Annotated in this window: 21 protein-coding genes; 14 read left to right on the plus strand and 7 right to left on the minus strand. The window is 59.4% G+C overall.

The window, feature by feature from the left end:
* Positions 1–53: 53 nt before the first annotated feature.
* Both HCI85_RS02510 and HCI85_RS02515 read right to left on the minus strand, forming a co-directional pair.
* Positions 54–422 (minus strand): DUF5064 family protein, encoded by a 369-nt coding sequence (locus tag HCI85_RS02510; RefSeq protein WP_167141627.1) that lies wholly within the window; start codon positions 420–422, stop codon positions 54–56.
* 75 nt (positions 423–497) lie between these two features.
* Positions 498–815 (minus strand): DUF2288 domain-containing protein, encoded by a 318-nt coding sequence (locus tag HCI85_RS02515; RefSeq protein ID WP_167141629.1) that lies wholly within the window; start codon positions 813–815, stop codon positions 498–500.
* Between the two features lie 309 nt (positions 816–1124).
* Between HCI85_RS02515 and HCI85_RS02520 the strand changes: the two genes are divergently transcribed.
* From HCI85_RS02520 to HCI85_RS02570, 11 genes are all read left to right on the plus strand, one after another.
* The gene (locus tag HCI85_RS02520) at positions 1125–2246 is read left to right on the plus strand and encodes a branched-chain amino acid ABC transporter substrate-binding protein (RefSeq protein ID WP_167141631.1); all 1122 of its coding nucleotides are present in this window, start codon (positions 1125–1127) and stop codon (positions 2244–2246) included.
* Between the two features lie 117 nt (positions 2247–2363).
* Positions 2364–3287: a high-affinity branched-chain amino acid ABC transporter permease LivH gene (livH, locus tag HCI85_RS02525; protein ID WP_090248315.1), complete on the plus strand. Its 924-nt coding sequence runs from the start codon at positions 2364–2366 to the stop codon at positions 3285–3287.
* Positions 3284–4552, plus strand: a complete 1269-nt coding sequence (locus tag HCI85_RS02530) for a high-affinity branched-chain amino acid ABC transporter permease LivM (protein WP_178093306.1) — start codon at positions 3284–3286, stop codon at positions 4550–4552. Before livH ends, HCI85_RS02530 begins: the two co-directional genes overlap by 4 nt.
* Positions 4549–5316, plus strand: coding sequence for a high-affinity branched-chain amino acid ABC transporter ATP-binding protein LivG (livG, locus tag HCI85_RS02535; RefSeq protein ID WP_090248317.1), 768 nt, complete (start codon positions 4549–4551; stop codon positions 5314–5316). The genes HCI85_RS02530 and livG overlap by 4 nt, the downstream gene beginning before the upstream one ends.
* Complete coding sequence (locus HCI85_RS02540; RefSeq protein ID WP_090248318.1) at positions 5316–6017, plus strand: ABC transporter ATP-binding protein; 702 nt, start codon at positions 5316–5318, stop codon at positions 6015–6017. The genes livG and HCI85_RS02540 overlap by 1 nt, the downstream gene beginning before the upstream one ends.
* Before the next feature lie 187 nt (positions 6018–6204).
* Entirely contained in the window at positions 6205–6915 is a 711-nt protein-coding gene (locus HCI85_RS02545) for an rRNA pseudouridine synthase (protein WP_090251120.1), read from the plus strand.
* A gap of 47 nt (positions 6916–6962) precedes the next feature.
* Positions 6963–7424 carry a DUF1456 family protein gene (locus HCI85_RS02550; protein ID WP_167141633.1) on the plus strand — a complete coding sequence of 154 codons (462 nt, stop codon included), beginning with the start codon at positions 6963–6965 and terminating at the stop codon, positions 7422–7424.
* A gap of 314 nt (positions 7425–7738) precedes the next feature.
* The gene (locus HCI85_RS02555; protein ID WP_167141635.1) at positions 7739–8509 is read left to right on the plus strand and encodes an SDR family oxidoreductase; all 771 of its coding nucleotides are present in this window, start codon (positions 7739–7741) and stop codon (positions 8507–8509) included.
* A 39-nt stretch (positions 8510–8548) separates the two neighbouring features.
* Entirely contained in the window at positions 8549–9244 is a 696-nt protein-coding gene (gene tsaA / locus HCI85_RS02560; RefSeq protein ID WP_167141637.1) for a tRNA (N6-threonylcarbamoyladenosine(37)-N6)-methyltransferase TrmO, read from the plus strand.
* A gap of 93 nt (positions 9245–9337) precedes the next feature.
* On the plus strand, positions 9338–9751 hold the full coding sequence (locus HCI85_RS02565) for a VOC family protein (protein WP_167141639.1): 414 nt from the start codon (positions 9338–9340) through the stop codon (positions 9749–9751).
* A gap of 195 nt (positions 9752–9946) precedes the next feature.
* The gene (locus HCI85_RS02570) at positions 9947–11281 is read left to right on the plus strand and encodes a GGDEF domain-containing protein (RefSeq protein ID WP_167141641.1); all 1335 of its coding nucleotides are present in this window, start codon (positions 9947–9949) and stop codon (positions 11279–11281) included.
* A 47-nt stretch (positions 11282–11328) separates the two neighbouring features.
* Here HCI85_RS02570 and fpr read toward each other — a convergent pair whose 3' ends face one another.
* On the minus strand, positions 11329–12108 hold the full coding sequence (gene fpr, locus HCI85_RS02575; protein WP_090248324.1) for a ferredoxin-NADP reductase: 780 nt from the start codon (positions 12106–12108) through the stop codon (positions 11329–11331).
* 121 nt (positions 12109–12229) lie between these two features.
* Here fpr and HCI85_RS02580 point away from each other — a divergent pair, with 121 nt between their 5' ends.
* A complete protein-coding gene (locus HCI85_RS02580; RefSeq protein WP_090248326.1) occupies positions 12230–13156 on the plus strand; it encodes a LysR family transcriptional regulator in 927 nt (308 codons plus the stop codon).
* 9 nt (positions 13157–13165) lie between these two features.
* Here HCI85_RS02580 and HCI85_RS02585 read toward each other — a convergent pair whose 3' ends face one another.
* Both HCI85_RS02585 and erdR read right to left on the minus strand, forming a co-directional pair.
* Entirely contained in the window at positions 13166–13531 is a 366-nt protein-coding gene (locus HCI85_RS02585; protein WP_090387581.1) for a diacylglycerol kinase, read from the minus strand.
* A 67-nt stretch (positions 13532–13598) separates the two neighbouring features.
* Positions 13599–14258, minus strand: a complete 660-nt coding sequence (gene erdR / locus HCI85_RS02590; RefSeq protein ID WP_167141644.1) for a response regulator transcription factor ErdR — start codon at positions 14256–14258, stop codon at positions 13599–13601.
* Between the two features lie 198 nt (positions 14259–14456).
* Here erdR and HCI85_RS02595 point away from each other — a divergent pair, with 198 nt between their 5' ends.
* A complete protein-coding gene (locus HCI85_RS02595; RefSeq protein WP_167141646.1) occupies positions 14457–15344 on the plus strand; it encodes a DMT family transporter in 888 nt (295 codons plus the stop codon).
* Positions 15345–15347: 3 nt separating this feature from the next.
* Here HCI85_RS02595 and HCI85_RS02600 read toward each other — a convergent pair whose 3' ends face one another.
* Entirely contained in the window at positions 15348–16058 is a 711-nt protein-coding gene (locus HCI85_RS02600) for a tRNA-uridine aminocarboxypropyltransferase (protein ID WP_090248332.1), read from the minus strand.
* 218 nt (positions 16059–16276) lie between these two features.
* Between HCI85_RS02600 and HCI85_RS02605 the strand changes: the two genes are divergently transcribed.
* Positions 16277–16675 (plus strand): quorum-sensing-regulated virulence factor family protein, encoded by a 399-nt coding sequence (locus HCI85_RS02605; RefSeq protein WP_167141649.1) that lies wholly within the window; start codon positions 16277–16279, stop codon positions 16673–16675.
* A 3-nt stretch (positions 16676–16678) separates the two neighbouring features.
* On the opposite strand, the gene HCI85_RS02610 is transcribed toward HCI85_RS02605, so the two are convergent.
* The gene (locus HCI85_RS02610; RefSeq protein WP_167141650.1) at positions 16679–16879 is read right to left on the minus strand and encodes a hypothetical protein; all 201 of its coding nucleotides are present in this window, start codon (positions 16877–16879) and stop codon (positions 16679–16681) included.
* Positions 16880–16891 lie beyond the last annotated feature (12 nt).

Raw genomic sequence — 16891 nt, forward strand, 5'->3', positions numbered from 1 at the left:
CTTAACCTAGTGACTGCGGAACCTGTCCCGCCAGTCAACGCCCGAGCAGCGACCTACAGGCCGTCTTTTTCCAGATGATCGAGGTTGACCGGCTCACCGCTATGCGCGCCGAGCTTGGCGCGGATGTCTTCGAACATCAGGTCGTACTCGGCGTGGCTGCGCATGATCAGGCTGCTGTTGGTCGGCAAGCCATGCTTGTGCGCCAGGCGCGTGGCCACGCTGGCGAAGTTGAAGGCGGTATCGCGGTGCAGTTCGAAGATTTCCTCAAACGCTTTACCCTCCACCTGACCATGCATGCGCATGTGCAACATCGGGCCCTCGGTCGGGTCCTGGCGTACTTCGTAATGCAAGTCGACACTAAACAGCGGCGCCTCAGTCGTGGCCACGGTATTGGCGCGATGCAAATGTCCGGGTTCAAACATGCTGGCAGCTCCTGAAATCAGTCCATGGTGCTGCCAGCATAGTTGCTCTGGATAAAGCGTGATATGCGCGCCAGATCAGTGCAGCGGCGTGCGCTCAATGCGTTCCTGCGCCAGCACCCAGGGCGCCACTACCACCGCCCACAGCTCTGGATCGCGGGTTAGCAGGTCTTCGGCGCGGCTGTCGTCAGCCTTACTCAAGATACCTGCGGCCAGCCAGGCGGCGACTTTTTCCTGATCGTTCTGCGCCACAGCCTGCGCCACTTCGATCAGATCCTGAGTGCCGTCGACCAGCAGCAAGGCGCCACGGGCGAAGAAAGGTTGCAGCTCCTGCCAGGTAATAGCTGCAGTTTCACCAAGCAGCTTGGCATAGAGGGTGCTAGGTTGTTCTGTCATGGATTGCCCTGTCATTGGTGACCGCTTTTTTAATCGGCCGCCATGATAGCGTCGACCAGCCCGCTGGCAAATTCGCAACGCTGTTCGCGACGTTGCCAACGGCGATCAAGACACGCCGTTTTTCTATACGTTTATTGCGTTAAAGCGACACCTCAGGGTTTTGCCCCCAGCAAGCCGCTTTTCAAGCCGCAAAGCCGCGCTCTACACTGCACCGGTACAGTTGCCGGGGGGATGACCGGGGGAACAACCCGGTTCTGCAGCTTTGGCCGCCAGAACTACAACAATCAAAACCAATAAGAGTGGAGCACTATGAACAAGGCTACTAAGCAGATTTCCAAACTGTTTGCCGCCATGGCCATGGCTGGCGTTGCCAGCTACTCGGTAGCGGCTGACACCATCAAGATTGGCCTGGCAGGCCCAGTCACCGGCGCCGTCGCGCAATACGGTGAAATGCAGTTCATCGGTGCCAAAATGGCTATCGAGCAGATCAACAAGGCCGGCGGGGTGAACGGCGCAATGCTCGAAGGCGTGGTTTATGACGACGCCTGCGATCCAAAGCAAGCCGTTGCCGTTGCTAACAAAATCGTCAACGACGAAGTTAAATTCGTAGTTGGCCACCTGTGCTCCAGCTCCACCCAGCCAGCGTCCGACATCTACGAAGACGAAGGCATCCTGATGGTCACCGCGGCTTCCACCAGCCCGGACATCACCGCTCGTGGTTACGAACTGGTGTTCCGCACCATCGGTCTGGACAGCCTGCAAGGCCCAACCGCTGGCAACTACATCGCTGACCACGTCAAGCCGAAAGCGGTTGCCGTGATCCACGACAAGCAGCAGTACGGTGAAGGCATTGCTACCGCGGTCAAGCAGACTCTGGAAAGCAAAGGCACCAAAGTCGTTATGTTCGAAGGCATCAACGCCGGCGACAAAGACTTCTCCGCAATGATCGCCAAGCTCAAGCAAGCCGGTGTGGACTTCATCTACTACGGTGGCTACCACCCAGAGCTGGGCCTGCTGCTGCGTCAGTCGGCTGAAAAAGGTCTGAGCGCCAAGTTCATGGGCCCAGAAGGCGTAGGCAACAAGGAAATCTCGGCCATCGCTGGCCCAGCTTCCGAAGGCCTGCTGGTTACCCTGCCGAAGTCGTTCGACCAGGACCCACGCAACAAGGCGCTGGTTGATGCGTTCAAAGCCAAAAACGAAGACTCCAGCGGTCCGTTCGTGTTCCCGGCTTACGCCGCGGTACAAGTGATCGCCGAAGGCATCACCAAGGCTGGCGACACCGACACCGCTAAAGTGGCAGCAGCCCTGCGCGCCAACAGCTTCGACACCCCAACTGGCACCCTGGCCTTCGACGAGAAGGGCGATCTGAAAGACTTCAGCTTCGTCGTCTACGAATGGCACCAGGACGGCACCAAGTCCGAAGCCAAGTAAGCTCTTAGCCTGAACCCAAAACCCACTGCTTCGGCAGTGGGTTTTGTTTATTAGAAGAATTCCGGTTGCATGCTGCGCCAAAAGCGCTGCCTTGCGTGACAACCCAGGAGTTAGGCAATGCCTGATCTTTATCACTACCTGCAACAGCTGGTTAACGGTCTGACCGTTGGCAGCACCTATGCCTTGATCGCCATCGGCTACACCATGGTTTACGGCATTATCGGCATGATCAACTTCGCCCACGGCGAGGTTTACATGATTGGCTCGTACGTAGCCTTCATTGTGGTCGCCGGCCTGGCCATGTATGGCCTGGACAGTTTACCCATCGTGATGATTGCGGCCTTTGCCGCCAGCATCATTGTCGCCAGCGCCTATGGCTATAGCATCGAACGGGTCGCCTACCGCCCTCTGCGCGGCGGCAACCGTCTGATTCCGCTGATCTCCGCTATCGGCATGTCGATCTTCCTGCAGAACCAGGTGCTCCTGGCGCAGGACTCCAAGGACAAATCGATCCCCAACCTGCTACCAGGCAACTTCGTCTTCGGCGAAAGCGCCATGAATGGCGTGGTGATTTCCTATATGCAGGTACTGATCTTCGTCGTCACCTTCTTTGTCATGGTCGGCCTGACGCTGTTTATCTCCCGTTCACGCCTGGGCCGCGCCTGCCGCGCCTGCGCTGAAGACATCAAGATGGCCAACCTGCTGGGCATCAACACCAACAACATCATTGCCCTGACCTTCGTCATCGGCGCCGCACTGGCGGCCATCGCCGCCGTGCTGCTGGGCATGCAATACGGCGTGATCAACCCACACCTGGGCTTCCTCGCTGGGATCAAGGCCTTCACCGCAGCGGTACTCGGCGGTATCGGCAGCATTCCCGGAGCGGTACTCGGTGGCCTGCTGCTGGGTGTGGCCGAAGCTTTTGGTGCCGATATCTTCGGCGACCAGTACAAGGACGTGGTGGCGTTCAGCCTGCTGGTACTGGTGCTGCTGTTCCGCCCAACCGGTATTCTCGGCCGTCCGGAGGTTGAAAAAGTATGAAGACCTCCATTACCCAAAACCTCAGAACCGCGATCTTCAGCGCCTTGCTGGTGCTGGCCGTGGCCTACCCGGTTATCGGTCTGAAGCTCTCCACAGTCGGCATCAAGCTCGAAGTGCAAGGCGCCAGCCCAGCCGTGCTGTGGACCATCTTCGGCTGCTCGATTGCCATGTTCTTCTGGCAACTGTTCCGCAACCACCTGAGCGCCGCCTGGAGCAATGCACCCAAGCTGCCCAGCATGCCGGGCAAAGCCAGCGAGTTCCTCACCCTGCCCTCGACCCAGCGCTGGATCGTTCTTGGCCTGATCGTCGTTGCGCTGGCCTGGCCGTTCTTCGGCTCGCGCGGTGCGGTGGATATCGCCACGCTGATCCTGATCTACGTGATGCTCGGCCTCGGCCTGAACATCGTGGTCGGTCTGGCCGGCCTGCTCGACCTCGGCTACGTGGCCTTCTACGCCGTAGGCGCTTACAGCTACGCGCTGCTGTCGTTCTACTTCGGCCTGAGCTTCTGGATCTGCCTGCCGATTGCCGGCCTGATGGCGGCGTTCTTCGGCTTTATCCTGGGGTTCCCGGTGCTGCGTCTGCGCGGCGACTACCTGGCCATCGTCACCCTGGGTTTTGGCGAGATCATCCGCATCCTGCTGAACAACATGACCTGGCTGACCGGTGGCCCCAACGGCATCGGCTCGATCCCCAAGCCAACGTTGTTTGGCCTGTCGTTCGACCGCAAGGCCGCTGAAGGCATGCAGACATTCCACGAATACTTCGGGGTGGCTTACAACTCGATCAACAAGGTGATCTTCCTCTACCTGATCGCCCTGCTGCTGGTGCTGTTGACCCTGTTCGTGATCAACCGCCTGCTGCGCATGCCAATCGGCCGCGCGTGGGAAGCGCTGCGTGAAGACGAAATTGCCTGCCGCGCCCTGGGTATGAACCCTACCGCGATCAAGCTCTCGGCCTTCACCATCGGTGCGTGCTTCGCCGGTTTCGCCGGTAGCTTCTTCGCCGCGCGTCAGGGCTTGGTTAGCCCACAGTCGTTCACCTTTATCGAATCGGCGATCATTCTCGCTATCGTCGTACTGGGCGGTATGGGCTCGCAGCTGGGCATCATTCTGGCGGCCATCGTGATGATTCTACTGCCGGAGCTGGCACGTGAATTCAACGAATACCGCATGCTGATGTTCGGCGCGCTGATGGTATTGATGATGATTTGGCGTCCGCAGGGCCTGCTGCCCATGCAACGTCCGCACCTGGAGCTGAAGCAATGAGCCGCCCGATCCTGGAAGTAAGCGGCCTGTCCATGCGCTTCGGCGGCCTACTGGCCGTCAACGGGGTGAACCTGCAGGTCAAGGAAAAACAGGTTGTGTCGATGATCGGCCCGAACGGCGCCGGCAAGACCACCGTATTCAACTGCCTGACCGGCTTCTATCAGCCTACCAGCGGCAGCATCCGCCTCAATGGCGAGCAGATCGAAGGCCTGCCCGGTCACAAGATCGCCCGCAAAGGCGTGGTGCGCACGTTCCAGAACGTGCGTCTGTTCAAGGACATGACGGCGGTGGAAAACCTGCTGGTCGCTCAGCACCGCCACCTCAACACCAACTACCTGGCGGGCCTGCTGAAGACCCCGGCGTTTCGCAAGAGCGAACGCGAAGCCATGGAGTTCGCCGCGCACTGGCTGGAGCAGGTCAACCTGACTGAGTTTGCCAACCGCACGGCCGGCACCCTGGCCTACGGTCAGCAACGTCGCCTGGAAATCGCCCGCTGCATGATGACCCGCCCGAGCATCCTGATGCTCGACGAGCCAGCCGCTGGCCTCAACCCGCGCGAGACCGACGACCTCAAGGCGCTGATCCGCGTGCTCAGCGACCAGCACAACGTCACCGTGCTGCTGATTGAGCACGACATGAAGCTGGTCATGAGCATTTCCGACCACATCTACGTGATCAACCAGGGCACGCCCCTGGCGGACGGCACGCCGGAACAGATCCGCGCCAACCCGGACGTGATCAAAGCCTACCTGGGGGAAGCGTGATGCTGTATTTCGAGAACGTTTCCACCTTCTACGGCAAAATCCAGGCGCTGCATGACGTCAACGTCGAAGTCCGTCAGGGTGAGATTGTCACCCTGATCGGCGCCAACGGTGCCGGCAAGTCGACCCTGCTGATGACTCTCTGCGGCTCGCCCCAGGCGAGCAGTGGCAGCATCCGCTACCAGGGTGAAGAGCTGATCGGCCAGGACACTCCGAGCATCATGCGCAAGAGCATTGCCGTAGTGCCGGAAGGTCGCCGGGTGTTTTCCCGCCTGACCGTGGAAGAAAACCTGGTGATGGGCGGCTTCTTCGGCAGCAAAGCCGACAATCAGGAACAGCTGGACAAGGTCCTGCACCTGTTCCCGCGCCTGAAGGAACGCTTTGCCCAGCGCGCCGGCACCATGTCCGGCGGTGAGCAGCAGATGCTCGCCATCGGCCGCGCGCTGATGAGTAAGCCCAAACTGCTGCTGCTCGACGAGCCGTCGCTGGGTCTGGCACCGATCATCATCCAGCAGATCTTCGACATCATCGAACAGCTGCGCAAGGACGGTGTAACGGTGTTCCTGGTCGAGCAGAACGCCAACCAGGCGCTCAAGCTAGCCGACCGTGGCTATGTCCTGGAGAACGGCCGGATCGTCATGCAAGGCAGCGGTGAACAACTGCTGAACGATCCAAAGGTACGCGACGCCTATCTGGGCGGTTAAGCGCTACCTCGCTGAAAAACCGCTCTTCGGAGCGGTTTTTTATTGCCGAAGACAAAGCCAACCCTGCCTGCCTGTCTCTGCCTCAATACTGACAACAGCTTTTATCGCCGCCGTTCGCCCGATGTTCCGTGCACCGGGGGCCTGTCCGGTTACAATGGCGGCCCTTTTTTTGCCGATGACCGCTTTTATGACCGACCCCATTCGCCTGTCCAAACGCCTGATCGAAGTGATTGGCTGTTCGCGCCGCGAGGCCGAACTCTACATCGAAGGCGGCTGGGTCACGGTGGATGGTGTGGTCGTAGAAGAGCCCCAGTTCAAAGTCGCTGAACAGCGCGTGGAACTGCTGCCTAATGCCGTCCTGGCGCCGATCGAGCCGGTCACCTTGCTGCTGAATGTGCCCAATGGGCATAACCCGGAACGCGCAGTGGAAGGCATCAGCTCGGCCAATCACTGGCCGGAAGACAGTTCGGGGATTCGCCCGTTAAAAGGCCATTTCGCCCGCCTGATCAACTGTGCACCGCTGCAAGCTGGAGCAGATGGCCTGCATGTACTGACCCAGGATTGGCGCATCGAGCGCAAGCTCAAGGAAGACCTGAGCAAACTGGAGCAGGAATATGTGGTCGAAGTCGTCGGCACCCTGAGTGCCAGTCAGCTCAAACGCCTGGCACACGGCCTGACTTTTAATGGCGTGGCCTTGCCACCCTGCAAGGTCAGCTGGCAGAACGAAACCCGCCTACGCTTCGCTTTGAAGAACCCGCTGCCCGGACAGATCGTGTTCATGTGCAACAGCGTCGACCTCAAAGTGCTGGGTATGAAGCGCATCCGTATCGGCGGTGTGTCGATGGCCAAGGTTCAGCCTGGGCAATGGCGCTACCTGGCCGGCAAAGAACGCTTCTAATCATTTTTTAACGGCTGCCTTGGCCGCCGCCTTTTCAGGACCTTTCCATGCTTAACAACGACGTACTGCGCAGCCTGCGCTACACCCTCGACATCAGCGACGCGCAGATGGTCGACATCATTAAGCTCAGCGGCAAACAGGTTGCCCCTAGCGACCTCGCGGCCATGCTCAAGAAGGAAGACGAAGAAGGCTTTACCCCCTGCGACGACGAGCTGATGGCACATTTCCTCGACGGTCTGGTGTTCTTCAAGCGCGGCAAGGATGACAGCCGCCCCGCTCAGCCGCTGGAGCTGCCCGTTACCAACAACATGGTGTTGAAGAAACTGCGCGTGGCCTTCGAGCTGAAGGAAGACGACATGCACACGATCATGAACAGCGTCGACTGCCCGGTTTCCAAACCAGAGATGAGCGCACTGTTCCGTAAGGTCGGCCACAGCAACTACCGCACCTGCGGCGATCAGTTTCTGCGCAACTTCCTTAAGGGCCTCACCCTGCGCGTTCGCGGCTAAGAACCTATTTACGATCTGCTGCGCGTCGGCCATCCGGCGTTAAAAACAGCCTCGGAATGCTCATTTACAGCTCGTAAACTCCGCTTGATTCGCTGCGCTCACCCTTCGGGTCAGCCTGCGGCTGTTACTGCACTTCGCTGCGTTTCTCGGCTGTTTTTGCCTTGTCTGGCTCTAGCTCGCGAGATCGTAAACAGATTCTAAGTCCGCGCTGCCATGCCTGCCCGCATGGCAGCGTATTTCCACGGGCAATGATGACTGCCATGGCGCGGTCAGATGATTAGGGTAGTGGCACTCATCCGTTAAAAGGATTCGCCATGCACCCCTACTTCAGCCTGCAAGGCCGCACCGCCCTGGTTACCGGTGGCACCCGCGGCATCGGCAAAATGATCGCCAAAGCCTTTGTCGAAGCCGGCGCCACGGTCTACGTTTGCGCCCGTGACGGCGAAGCCTGCGCACAAACCGCTGCCGAACTATCAGCCTTTGGCACCTGCCACGGCATCGCTGCCAACCTGGCCAGCGAAGAAGGCGTGCATGTGTTGGCCGAGCAATTGACCGGCACAATCGGCAGCCTGGATATCCTGGTCAATAACGCCGGCACCACTTGGGGCGCACCACTAGAAAGCTATCCGGCCAAGGGCTGGGAAAAGGTCATGCAGCTCAATGTGACCTCGGTGTTCAGCTGCATCCAGCAATTGCTGCCGCTACTGCGCAAGTCAGGCAGCGCGGCTAATCCGGCGCGAGTGATCAATATCGGCTCGGTCGCCGGCATCACCTCCCACGGCGAAGACGCCTACGCCTATGGCCCGAGCAAGGCGGCACTGCATCAGCTGTCGCGCATGTTGGCCCGCGAACTGGTCGGCCAACATATCAACGTCAACGTAATCGCGCCGGGACGCTTCCCGAGCAAGATGACTCAGCATATCGCCACCGACGAGGCCGCCATGGCCGAAGACACCGCACTGATCCCGATGCAACGCTGGGGCCGCGAAGAGGAAATGGCCGCCCTGGCGATCAGCCTGGCCAGCACGGCTGGGGCCTACATGACCGGCGCGATCATCCCCATCGACGGCGGTTTTCACCTCTAGTCAGGTACTATGGCGGCGTTTTCACTCGATCACGTCGCCATGCCCTACTCCGTTTCCCCCATAGGTTTTGTCCGCTCCTGCTTCAAGGAGAAGTTCGCCATTCCCCGTCAGCCGCAATTGGCCCCGGCTGCCCGTGGCGTGCTGGAGCTGGTCACGCCCTTCGATAACGGCGATGCAGTGCAGGGATTGGAGCAGGTCAGCCATGTCTGGCTGCTGTTTCTGTTTCACCAGTCGCTGGAAGACAAGCCGCGGCTCAAGGTGCGCCCGCCGCGCCTGGGCGGCAATCAATCGGTCGGCGTATTCAGCACCCGCGCCACCCACCGGCCCAATGGCATCGGCCAGTCGGTGGTCAAACTGGACAAGGTCGAAGCCGGCAAACTGTGGCTGTCCGGTATCGACCTGCTCGACGGCACCCCGGTGCTGGATATCAAACCCTACGTGCCGTACGCCGACAGCGTCGCGGGTGCCTACAACCGCATCGCCGACAGCGCGCCGGCGCTGATCGACGTCAGCTGGCAGGACAGTGCACTGATCCAGGCAAACCAACATGGGCAGCGCCTGAATGAACCGCTGGTCGAGTTGATCGAACAATGCCTGGCCCAGGACCCACGCCCGGCCTACCAGCAGCCCAGTCCCGAGCGCCGTTATGGCGTGCGTTTCTGGGATGTCGATGTGCACTGGCACTACCCGCAGCCTGGCAACATTTGCGTGCTGGAAGTCGTGCCCGCCGGCTGATCTAGTTCGCGCTACCCCGTTCGCGCAGATAGGCCAAGCAGCTATTTTGTCTTATATTTATTAGATAAATGTATACAAAATAGGATGCTCATCATGCTCGAACGCCCCGGTCGCCTCAATGGCTTGCGCCATATCGCCCTGCTGGTCCCTAACCTGGAAGCCTGCGAACGCTTTTATGTGGATATTATCGGCATGCAGGTGCTGCACCGCGCCAATCCGGACCTGGTCTACCTGACCTGTGGTAATGACAACCTCTCCCTGGGTCGCGCTTCTGTGCCCAGCAGCGGCGAGCAGGCAGTGGATCACTACGGCTTTATCGTCGACAGCATCGATGAGCTGCACGCCTGGTACGCCTACTTCAAGGCACACAGCGTGACCTTGCTTGACCGCCCTTTCGCCCATGGCGACGGCGCGCACAGCTTCCACTTGCTCGACCCCGCCGGTAACAAGGTGCAGCCGATCTACCATCCGGCCGTCTCCGGGCAGCGCTTCAGCCACGCGCAATAACAGGCAGTACGCCGTCGATACGGCGTTCTACACTGAGTAGACGCCCGTCAGCAGTGATCGGCAAAGCCCTGCAGGCGACAAACAGACGTGCACTGTTCAACGCCTTGCGGGTATGGTGAGTGCAAGGGGCATGCTGCCAAAGCGCCAGTAAGCGGCCCGATAAACCGTCATCACACATCGACACACTGTGAACGCATGAAAGCCAGCACCTACGCGCCGACCGAAAACCTTGTCGATCTGCTGCTCGACGCCATCTGCGTGGTCGACAAACGCGGCCGCTTTGTTTTTGTCAGTGCGGCCTGCCAGCGCATTTTCGGCTACAGCGCAGACGAGATGATCGGCCAGGTGATGATCGAAATGGTCCACCCCGAAGACCGCGCCAAAACCCTGTTGGCGGCGAAGGAAGTAATGGCCGGGGTGCATAAACCACAGTTTGAAAACCGTTACCTGCGCAAGGATGGCAGTAGCGTGCATATCCTCTGGTCAGCACGCTGGTCGGAAGATGATCAGGTGCGCATCGCCGTGGCCCACGACATCACCGAGCGTAAGCGCAGCGAAGCCCTGCAGACCGCGCTTTATGGCATTTCCGAAGCCGCTCATTCGGCCAAGGACCTGCTTGGCCTCTTTCAGCAGGTGCACCAGATTATTGGCGAACTGTTGCCAACCCTGAGCTTTTCCGTCGCCCTGTATGACGAACAAAACGACGAATTGAGCTTCCCCTACCCTGCCGAACCCCTGCCCATTCCGCTGACTGATTCGCCGCTGAATGCCGTCACGTTGAGTGCTCAGGTCATTCGCAGCGGCAACACTTTGCTGTTGCCCAATGCAAGCCAGCCGCATCCTGAATCGCCACACAGCTGGCTGGGCGTGCCGCTGCACTCACACAGAGGCATCATCGGCGCACTGCTGGTGCAAAGCAGCGCCTCCACCCGCTACAGCGAACGTGATCAGGAATTACTGCAATTCGTCTCGACCCAAGTGGCTGCGGCCATTGAGCGCCAGCAAATGCTCAGCCGGCTGCAGTTTATGGCGCAATACGACCAACTCACCCGACTGCCCAATCGCGAACTCCTACGCGACCGTCTGCACACAGCCTTGGCCCGCGCACGTCGCGAGCAGTCGCAGGTCGCGCTGTTGTTCCTTGACCTGGACAAGTTCAAGCAGGTCAACGACAGCTTCGGTCATGCCGCGGGCGATCAACTGCTGCAAGGCGTCGCTCAACGTATCCAGCTGTGCCTGCGCGAGTCCGATACGGTGGCGCGCTTTGCCGGGGATGAGTTCGTCGTGTTGCTAGAAGACTTTCACTCGACCGATCACGCCAGCGTGGTAGCCGAGAAAATCCGCCAGAGCCTCAATCAACCCTTTGAAGTGTGTGGCCAGAGCCAGACCGTCCTGCCCAGCATCGGCATCGCCCTTTACCCCCAGCACGCCCAAGACGAGCAGCAACTGCTGCAACATGCCGACAACGCCATGTACCAAGCCAAGCAGAAAGGCGGCAACCGTGCGCACAGCGCCTTAGCGCTGGAATAGCGCGCATAAAAAAGCCCGCCATGAGCGGGCTTTTGATAACGGCAGGCTTACTTCTCGACGAAGGCACGCTCAATCAGGTAATCACCCGGCTCACGCATACGTGGCGAAACGGTCAGGCCGAACTCGTTGAGCACTTCGCTGGTTTCATCCAGCATGCTCGGACTGCCGCAGATCATCGCGCGGTCGTCCTGTGGATTGATCGGTGGCAGACCAATGTCTTGGAACAACTTGCCACTGCGCATCAGGTCGGTCAGACGGCCCTGGTTCTCGAAAGGTTCACGGGTCACCGTCGGGTAGTAAATGAGCTTGTCCTTCAGCGCATCGCCGAAGAATTCATTCTTCGGCAGGTGCTCGGTGATGAATTCACGGTAGGCCACTTCATTCACATAGCGCACGCCGTGAACCAGAATCACCTTCTCGAAACGCTCATAGGTTTCCGGATCCTGAATAACACTCATAAACGGTGCCAAGCCAGTGCCCGTGCTGAGCAGGTACAGGTGCTTGCCCGGCTTGAGGTCATCCAGTACCAGGGTCCCGGTGGGTTTCTTGCTGATGATGATCTCATCGCCTTCCTTGAGGTGCTGCAACTGCGAGGTCAGCGGGCCATCCGGCACCTTGATGCTGAAGAACTCCAGATGCTCTTCCCAGTTCGGGCTGGCAATCGAATAGGCGCGCATCAGCGGACGGCCGGTTTCCTGCTGCAAGCCGATCATCACGAACTGACCATTCTCGAAACGCAGACCCGGATCACGGGTGCACTTGAAGCTGAACAGCGTGTCGTTCCAATGGTGAACGCTAAGAATGCGCTCGGCGTTAAGATTGCTCATGTTCGGAGCTCCGCAAAGGTAATGTCGCCTGCGCGCCTGTGCGCAATTGCACGGCATTGTAATGAGCGGCAGAATATCTGTTAACTTGATTATCAAGATATAGGTTATCGGTTATATAGATATGCGATTTACCCTCAGACAATTGCAAGTCTTCGTCGCCGTGGCTCAGCATGAAAGCGTGTCGCGCGCGGCCGATTCCCTGGCCCTGTCGCAATCAGCCACCAGTACTTCGCTCAGCGAACTGGAGCGTCAGTCCGACTGCCAGCTGTTCGACCGCGCCGGTAAACGCCTGGGCCTCAACGCACTAGGCCTACAACTGCTGCCACAAGCAGTCGCATTCCTCGATCAGGCCAAAGAAATCGAACGCCTGCTGGGCGGTAAGAGCGGCTACGGCTCGCTGAATGTTGGCGCCACGCTCACCGTCGGCAACTACCTGGCCACCCTGCTGATCGGCAGTTTTATGCAGCGCCACCCGGAGTGCCGGGTCAAGCTGCAGGTACACAACACCGCCTATGTGGTGCAACAGATTGCCCACTACGAACTGGATATGGGCATGATCGAAGGTGACTGCCAGCACCCGGATATCGAGGTGCAGCCCTGGGTTGAAGATGAGCTGGTGGTGTTCTGCGCGCCGCAACATGCGCTGGCGCAGCGCGGTGAAGCGAGCCTCGACGAGCTAACGCGCGAGGCGTGGATTCTGCGTGAACAAGGCTCCGGTACGCGCCTGACCTTTGACCAAGCCATGCGCCATCACCCCAGCAGCCTGAATATTCGCCTTGAGCTGGAACACACCGAGGCGATCAAACGTGCGGTGGAATCAGGCCTAGGGATTGGCTGCATTTCCCGCCTGGCACTGCGCGATGCCTTTCGCCGCGGCAGCCTGGTGGCGGTGGAAACCCCCGAGCTGGATCTGCGCCGGCAGTTCTACTTTATCTGGCACAAACAGAAGTACCAGACCGCCGCCATGCGTGAGTTCATCGAGCTATGCCGCGCCCTGACCGCCGGCGTGACGCGCAGCGACCAGATCGTCCTGCCAACGATTGCCTGAAACGGCGGATTAACCGAGCAGGATAATCGCCCACACCAGGGCAATCAGGCTGAGGGCGGTGAACTGCGCGGCACTGCCCATGTCCTTGGCATTTTTCGACAGTGGGTGCAGCTCCAGGGAAATACGGTCGATGGCTGCCTCCACTGCCGAGTTGAGCAGTTCGACGATCAGCGCCAGCAGACACACCGCGACCATCAAGGCGCGTTCAACGCGGCTGACATCCAGGTAGAACGCCAAAGGCACAAGTATCAGGTTGATCAGCAGCAGTTGGCGAAACGCAGCTTCACCGGTAAAAGCGGCGCGCAGGCCGGCCAGCGAGTAACCAGTAGCATTGAGTACACGTTTAAGGCCGGTCTGGCCTTTGAATGGAGACATTGAGGGTCATCACAACGAGAGGAAGAAAACAGCGCGGCAAGCCTGCCAGGCAAAGATTAACGGACGCTTAACCGTCCGTTTGTGAAGGAATCGACTCCAGCTGTTGCAGCAGCAAGGCCGCTTGAGTCCGAGTACGCACGCCCAGTTTACGGAAGATCGCCGTCACATGGGCCTTCACCGTGGCCTCAGATACGCTGAGCTCATAGGCGATCTGCTTATTCAGCAAGCCATCACAGACCATGGTCAGCACGCGGAATTGCTGCGGCGTTAGGCTGGCCAGGCCTGCACTGGCGGCTTTGGCTTCAGCCGACAAGGCAATCGCTTCCTGAGTCTGCTGTGGCCACCAGACCTCGCCATCCAGCACCAGGCGAACTGCCTGCTGGATCGTCTCCAACGGACTGGATTTGGGGATAAAGCCACTGGCGCCGAACTCCCGCGAGCGCGCAACGATGGACGGCTCTTCCTGAGCGGAGATCATCACCACCGGAATATGCGGGTACTGCCCACGGAGCAACACCAAGCCGGAGAAGCCATAAGCGCCGGGCATATTGAGATCAAGCAGAACCAGATCCCAGTCGGTCTTCTGTGCCAGGCAGGCTTCCAACTCGGCAATGCTGGCGGCTTCGACCAGCCGTACATCGGGCCCCAACCCCAGGGTTAACGCTTGTTGCAAGGCACTGCGAAACAGGGGGTGATCGTCGGCAATGAGGATTTCAAAAGCGGCCATGGTGAATCCTGTTTTTGTTATGTGGGTACCCGCCAGGGTACTGTCCAGGGCACGGTCAATAATGCGCACAGGCCGCAGGGTTGCGGCGCAACCAAGCCTGAAAACGCAGAAAAGCGACCAAGCATGCCCAGCACTGACGGGGTGGTCAAGCACGACGCTTTGCGGCACAGTTCGCAGCTTTGCCGACGAGAGCCTGAAATGCGAAGCCACGCCCTGCGCGCCGACCTGTTAATGCTGCTGACAGCCATGATCTGGGGCTCGGCGTTTGTTGCTCAGCGCCTGGGCATGGACTCCGTAGGCCCGTTTCTCTACAGCGGCCTGCGTTTTGGCTTGGCAGCACTGATTCTGCTGCCAGTACTACGCCTGCTGGAAGGTCGCAGCAACAGCGCGACAGTCGCACCACTGAACCGCCAGCTGCTGCGTGGCGGGGTGCTGATGGGCTTGGCCCTGGCTCTGGGGATCAACCTGCAGCAGGTTGGCCTGCTGTTTACCAGCGTAACCAACTCCGGCTTTATCACCGGGCTATACGTGATCATCGTGCCGTTGCTGGGGCTGTTTATCGGCCATAAGACCGGCCTGGGCATCTGGCTGGGCGCCTGCCTGGCAGTGGTCGGTATGTTCCTGCTCAGCGTCGGCGAGGGCTTTACCGTGGCCTCCGGCGATTGGTTGCAACTGGCCGGAGCGTTCGTGTGGGGCGTGCATGTACTGCTGGTAGGCTTCTTTGCCGGGCGCCATGACCCGCTGCGCCTGGCGCTGGTGCAGTTCATCACCTGCGCGGTAATCAGCCTGATGTTAGCAGTAATCTTCGAGGAAATTCAGCTGGACGCGATCATCGCCGCGGGACCGGCGATTCTCTATGGCGGCATCTTCGGCGTGGCCATTGGTTTTACCTTGCAGGTGGTGGCGCAGAAAGACGCCATCGCCTCGCATGCGGCCATCATCCTCTCACTGGAGGCGGTATTCGCCGCCATTGCAGGGGCCTGGCTACTCGGTGAATCACTGGAACTGCGTGGCTACTTCGGCTGCGCACTGATGTTTGCCGGCATGCTGTTGGCGCAGTTATGGCCCAAGAAGCTGGCCCACTAGCCGCTAGAGAAACGCGCGCAGGCGTTCGTGCAACGGATCATCCAATGGCACCGCACGCGGTGCCTTGGCAGCCAGGTAGTGCTGACTAAAAACATCCAGGTAAGCATTCAAACCATCCGCCGCGCGCTGGTCGCCTGCCAACTCTAGGCACAGTGCCGCGACCTCGGCCGTGCAGAAATGGTCATCGCGCTTGGAGCGTCGCAGCTTGTAGCGTGACAGCTGCTCAGCCTGCAGGCTGAGTACAGGTAAGCTGTCGAGGTAGGGGCTTTTGCGAAACATCTTGCGCGCCTCGCTCCAAGTGGCATCCAGCAGCACAAACAAAGGCCGCTTACCGGGCGCGGGTTGAACTTCGCTGACCACCCGTTCGGCGGCCACGTATTCACCCGGAAACACCAGATAAGGCTGCCACTGCGGATCGTTCAGCAACGCCGGCAACTCGGCATCAACCTCGACACGTGACCAGCCGAATGCCGACGTATCAGCCAGCACATCGGCAATCAGCCAGCCGGTATTGCTCGGTTTGAGCGCCTCGACATCGTGCATCAACAGACATACCGCTGACGTAGCGGCAATGCGCGGACGCCAGGCACACAGGCAATGGGTCATCACCAAACGGCACTCGTCACAACGCACTGAGCGGCTACCACGGGCCAAAAAAGGTTTAGCACTGCGGGCAATCCGCGCAGCGCGTAAACGCGAGACAGCGTGGCTCATCAGGCGTAGACCTGACAGATAAGAAGAAACGGCATGAGTCATCCTGGGGTCAGCAAGCGCGGCAGTCTATCAAAGCCTGCTCAGGCGTATTCAACCGTGCGTCTTACGTGGCCTACCGTGGTAACTGCGTAAGTGTCGACAGACGAGTAAGATAGGCGCCACTGAACCTCTGCCCGGCAACGCCGGTCAGAAGGTGCGAATCGACTTTGGAGAACCCCATGCTGCGCTTGATCAGCCTGACCCTGGCAGTGAGTCTGCCCCTGTTTGTCCATGCCGCTACCCTGAAAGACTTTGAGCTGAGCAAAACCCTGGAAAAAGTCGCGCGCGAGAGCAGCGTAGGCACGCCACGGGCAATCAATGAAGACATTCTTGATCAAGGTTATACCGTTGATGGCAGTGAGCTGGTCAACCACCTCAGCGTACGCAGCGAGCATGCGGCACAAATGCGTGGCAACCCGGATGTGGTTCGCGCACAACTGGCTAACAGCGTGTGCCGCAACACCGGGTATCGCCAGTTATTGGCCCGCGGCGCGGCGCTTCGTTATGAATTCAGCGAATACAAAAGCAACCGCCCAGTGACCACCGAGCGTTTCAGCAAAGCCGACTGCGGCCTGTAAGCCTCAGCTATCCGCTTGCTCCGCGCGCCGCTGCTCATCATCGGCGCGCAGATCGGCTAACAAGGCATGCATATAGCGCGAACGCCTAACGCCGTCCTCAAGACGATGCAAACACTCTTCTTCCAGGCTTATCTGGTTCTGCTGTGCTGCCTGCTCTAACAAGCGGTACAAATCCGCATCAAGATCCAAAGTCAATTTAGGCATACCTGCCCCTCC

It is taken from the genome of Pseudomonas sp. OTU750018 (assembly GCF_011636575.1).
In the GTDB taxonomy this organism is placed as follows: domain Bacteria; phylum Pseudomonadota; class Gammaproteobacteria; order Pseudomonadales; family Pseudomonadaceae; genus Aquipseudomonas; species Aquipseudomonas peli.

What these genes read in the sequence shown, in the direction of transcription:
- HCI85_RS02510 (WP_167141627.1), bottom strand. Translation starts at nt 422, where the DNA reads ATGTTTGAACCCGGACATTTGCATCGCGCCAATACCGTGGCCACGACT.
- HCI85_RS02515 (WP_167141629.1), bottom strand. Translation starts at nt 815, where the DNA reads ATGACAGAACAACCTAGCACCCTCTATGCCAAGCTGCTTGGTGAAACT.
- HCI85_RS02520 (WP_167141631.1), top strand. Translation starts at nt 1,125, where the DNA reads ATGAACAAGGCTACTAAGCAGATTTCCAAACTGTTTGCCGCCATGGCC.
- livH (WP_090248315.1), top strand. Translation starts at nt 2,364, where the DNA reads ATGCCTGATCTTTATCACTACCTGCAACAGCTGGTTAACGGTCTGACC.
- HCI85_RS02530 (WP_178093306.1), top strand. Translation starts at nt 3,284, where the DNA reads ATGAAGACCTCCATTACCCAAAACCTCAGAACCGCGATCTTCAGCGCC.
- livG (WP_090248317.1), top strand. Translation starts at nt 4,549, where the DNA reads ATGAGCCGCCCGATCCTGGAAGTAAGCGGCCTGTCCATGCGCTTCGGC.
- HCI85_RS02540 (WP_090248318.1), top strand. Translation starts at nt 5,316, where the DNA reads ATGCTGTATTTCGAGAACGTTTCCACCTTCTACGGCAAAATCCAGGCG.
- HCI85_RS02545 (WP_090251120.1), top strand. Translation starts at nt 6,205, where the DNA reads ATGACCGACCCCATTCGCCTGTCCAAACGCCTGATCGAAGTGATTGGC.
- HCI85_RS02550 (WP_167141633.1), top strand. Translation starts at nt 6,963, where the DNA reads ATGCTTAACAACGACGTACTGCGCAGCCTGCGCTACACCCTCGACATC.
- HCI85_RS02555 (WP_167141635.1), top strand. Translation starts at nt 7,739, where the DNA reads ATGCACCCCTACTTCAGCCTGCAAGGCCGCACCGCCCTGGTTACCGGT.
- tsaA (WP_167141637.1), top strand. Translation starts at nt 8,549, where the DNA reads ATGCCCTACTCCGTTTCCCCCATAGGTTTTGTCCGCTCCTGCTTCAAG.
- HCI85_RS02565 (WP_167141639.1), top strand. Translation starts at nt 9,338, where the DNA reads ATGCTCGAACGCCCCGGTCGCCTCAATGGCTTGCGCCATATCGCCCTG.
- HCI85_RS02570 (WP_167141641.1), top strand. Translation starts at nt 9,947, where the DNA reads ATGAAAGCCAGCACCTACGCGCCGACCGAAAACCTTGTCGATCTGCTG.
- fpr (WP_090248324.1), bottom strand. Translation starts at nt 12,108, where the DNA reads ATGAGCAATCTTAACGCCGAGCGCATTCTTAGCGTTCACCATTGGAAC.
- HCI85_RS02580 (WP_090248326.1), top strand. Translation starts at nt 12,230, where the DNA reads ATGCGATTTACCCTCAGACAATTGCAAGTCTTCGTCGCCGTGGCTCAG.
- HCI85_RS02585 (WP_090387581.1), bottom strand. Translation starts at nt 13,531, where the DNA reads ATGTCTCCATTCAAAGGCCAGACCGGCCTTAAACGTGTACTCAATGCT.
- erdR (WP_167141644.1), bottom strand. Translation starts at nt 14,258, where the DNA reads ATGGCCGCTTTTGAAATCCTCATTGCCGACGATCACCCCCTGTTTCGC.
- HCI85_RS02595 (WP_167141646.1), top strand. Translation starts at nt 14,457, where the DNA reads ATGCGAAGCCACGCCCTGCGCGCCGACCTGTTAATGCTGCTGACAGCC.
- HCI85_RS02600 (WP_090248332.1), bottom strand. Translation starts at nt 16,058, where the DNA reads ATGAGCCACGCTGTCTCGCGTTTACGCGCTGCGCGGATTGCCCGCAGT.
- HCI85_RS02605 (WP_167141649.1), top strand. Translation starts at nt 16,277, where the DNA reads ATGCTGCGCTTGATCAGCCTGACCCTGGCAGTGAGTCTGCCCCTGTTT.
- HCI85_RS02610 (WP_167141650.1), bottom strand. Translation starts at nt 16,879, where the DNA reads ATGCCTAAATTGACTTTGGATCTTGATGCGGATTTGTACCGCTTGTTA.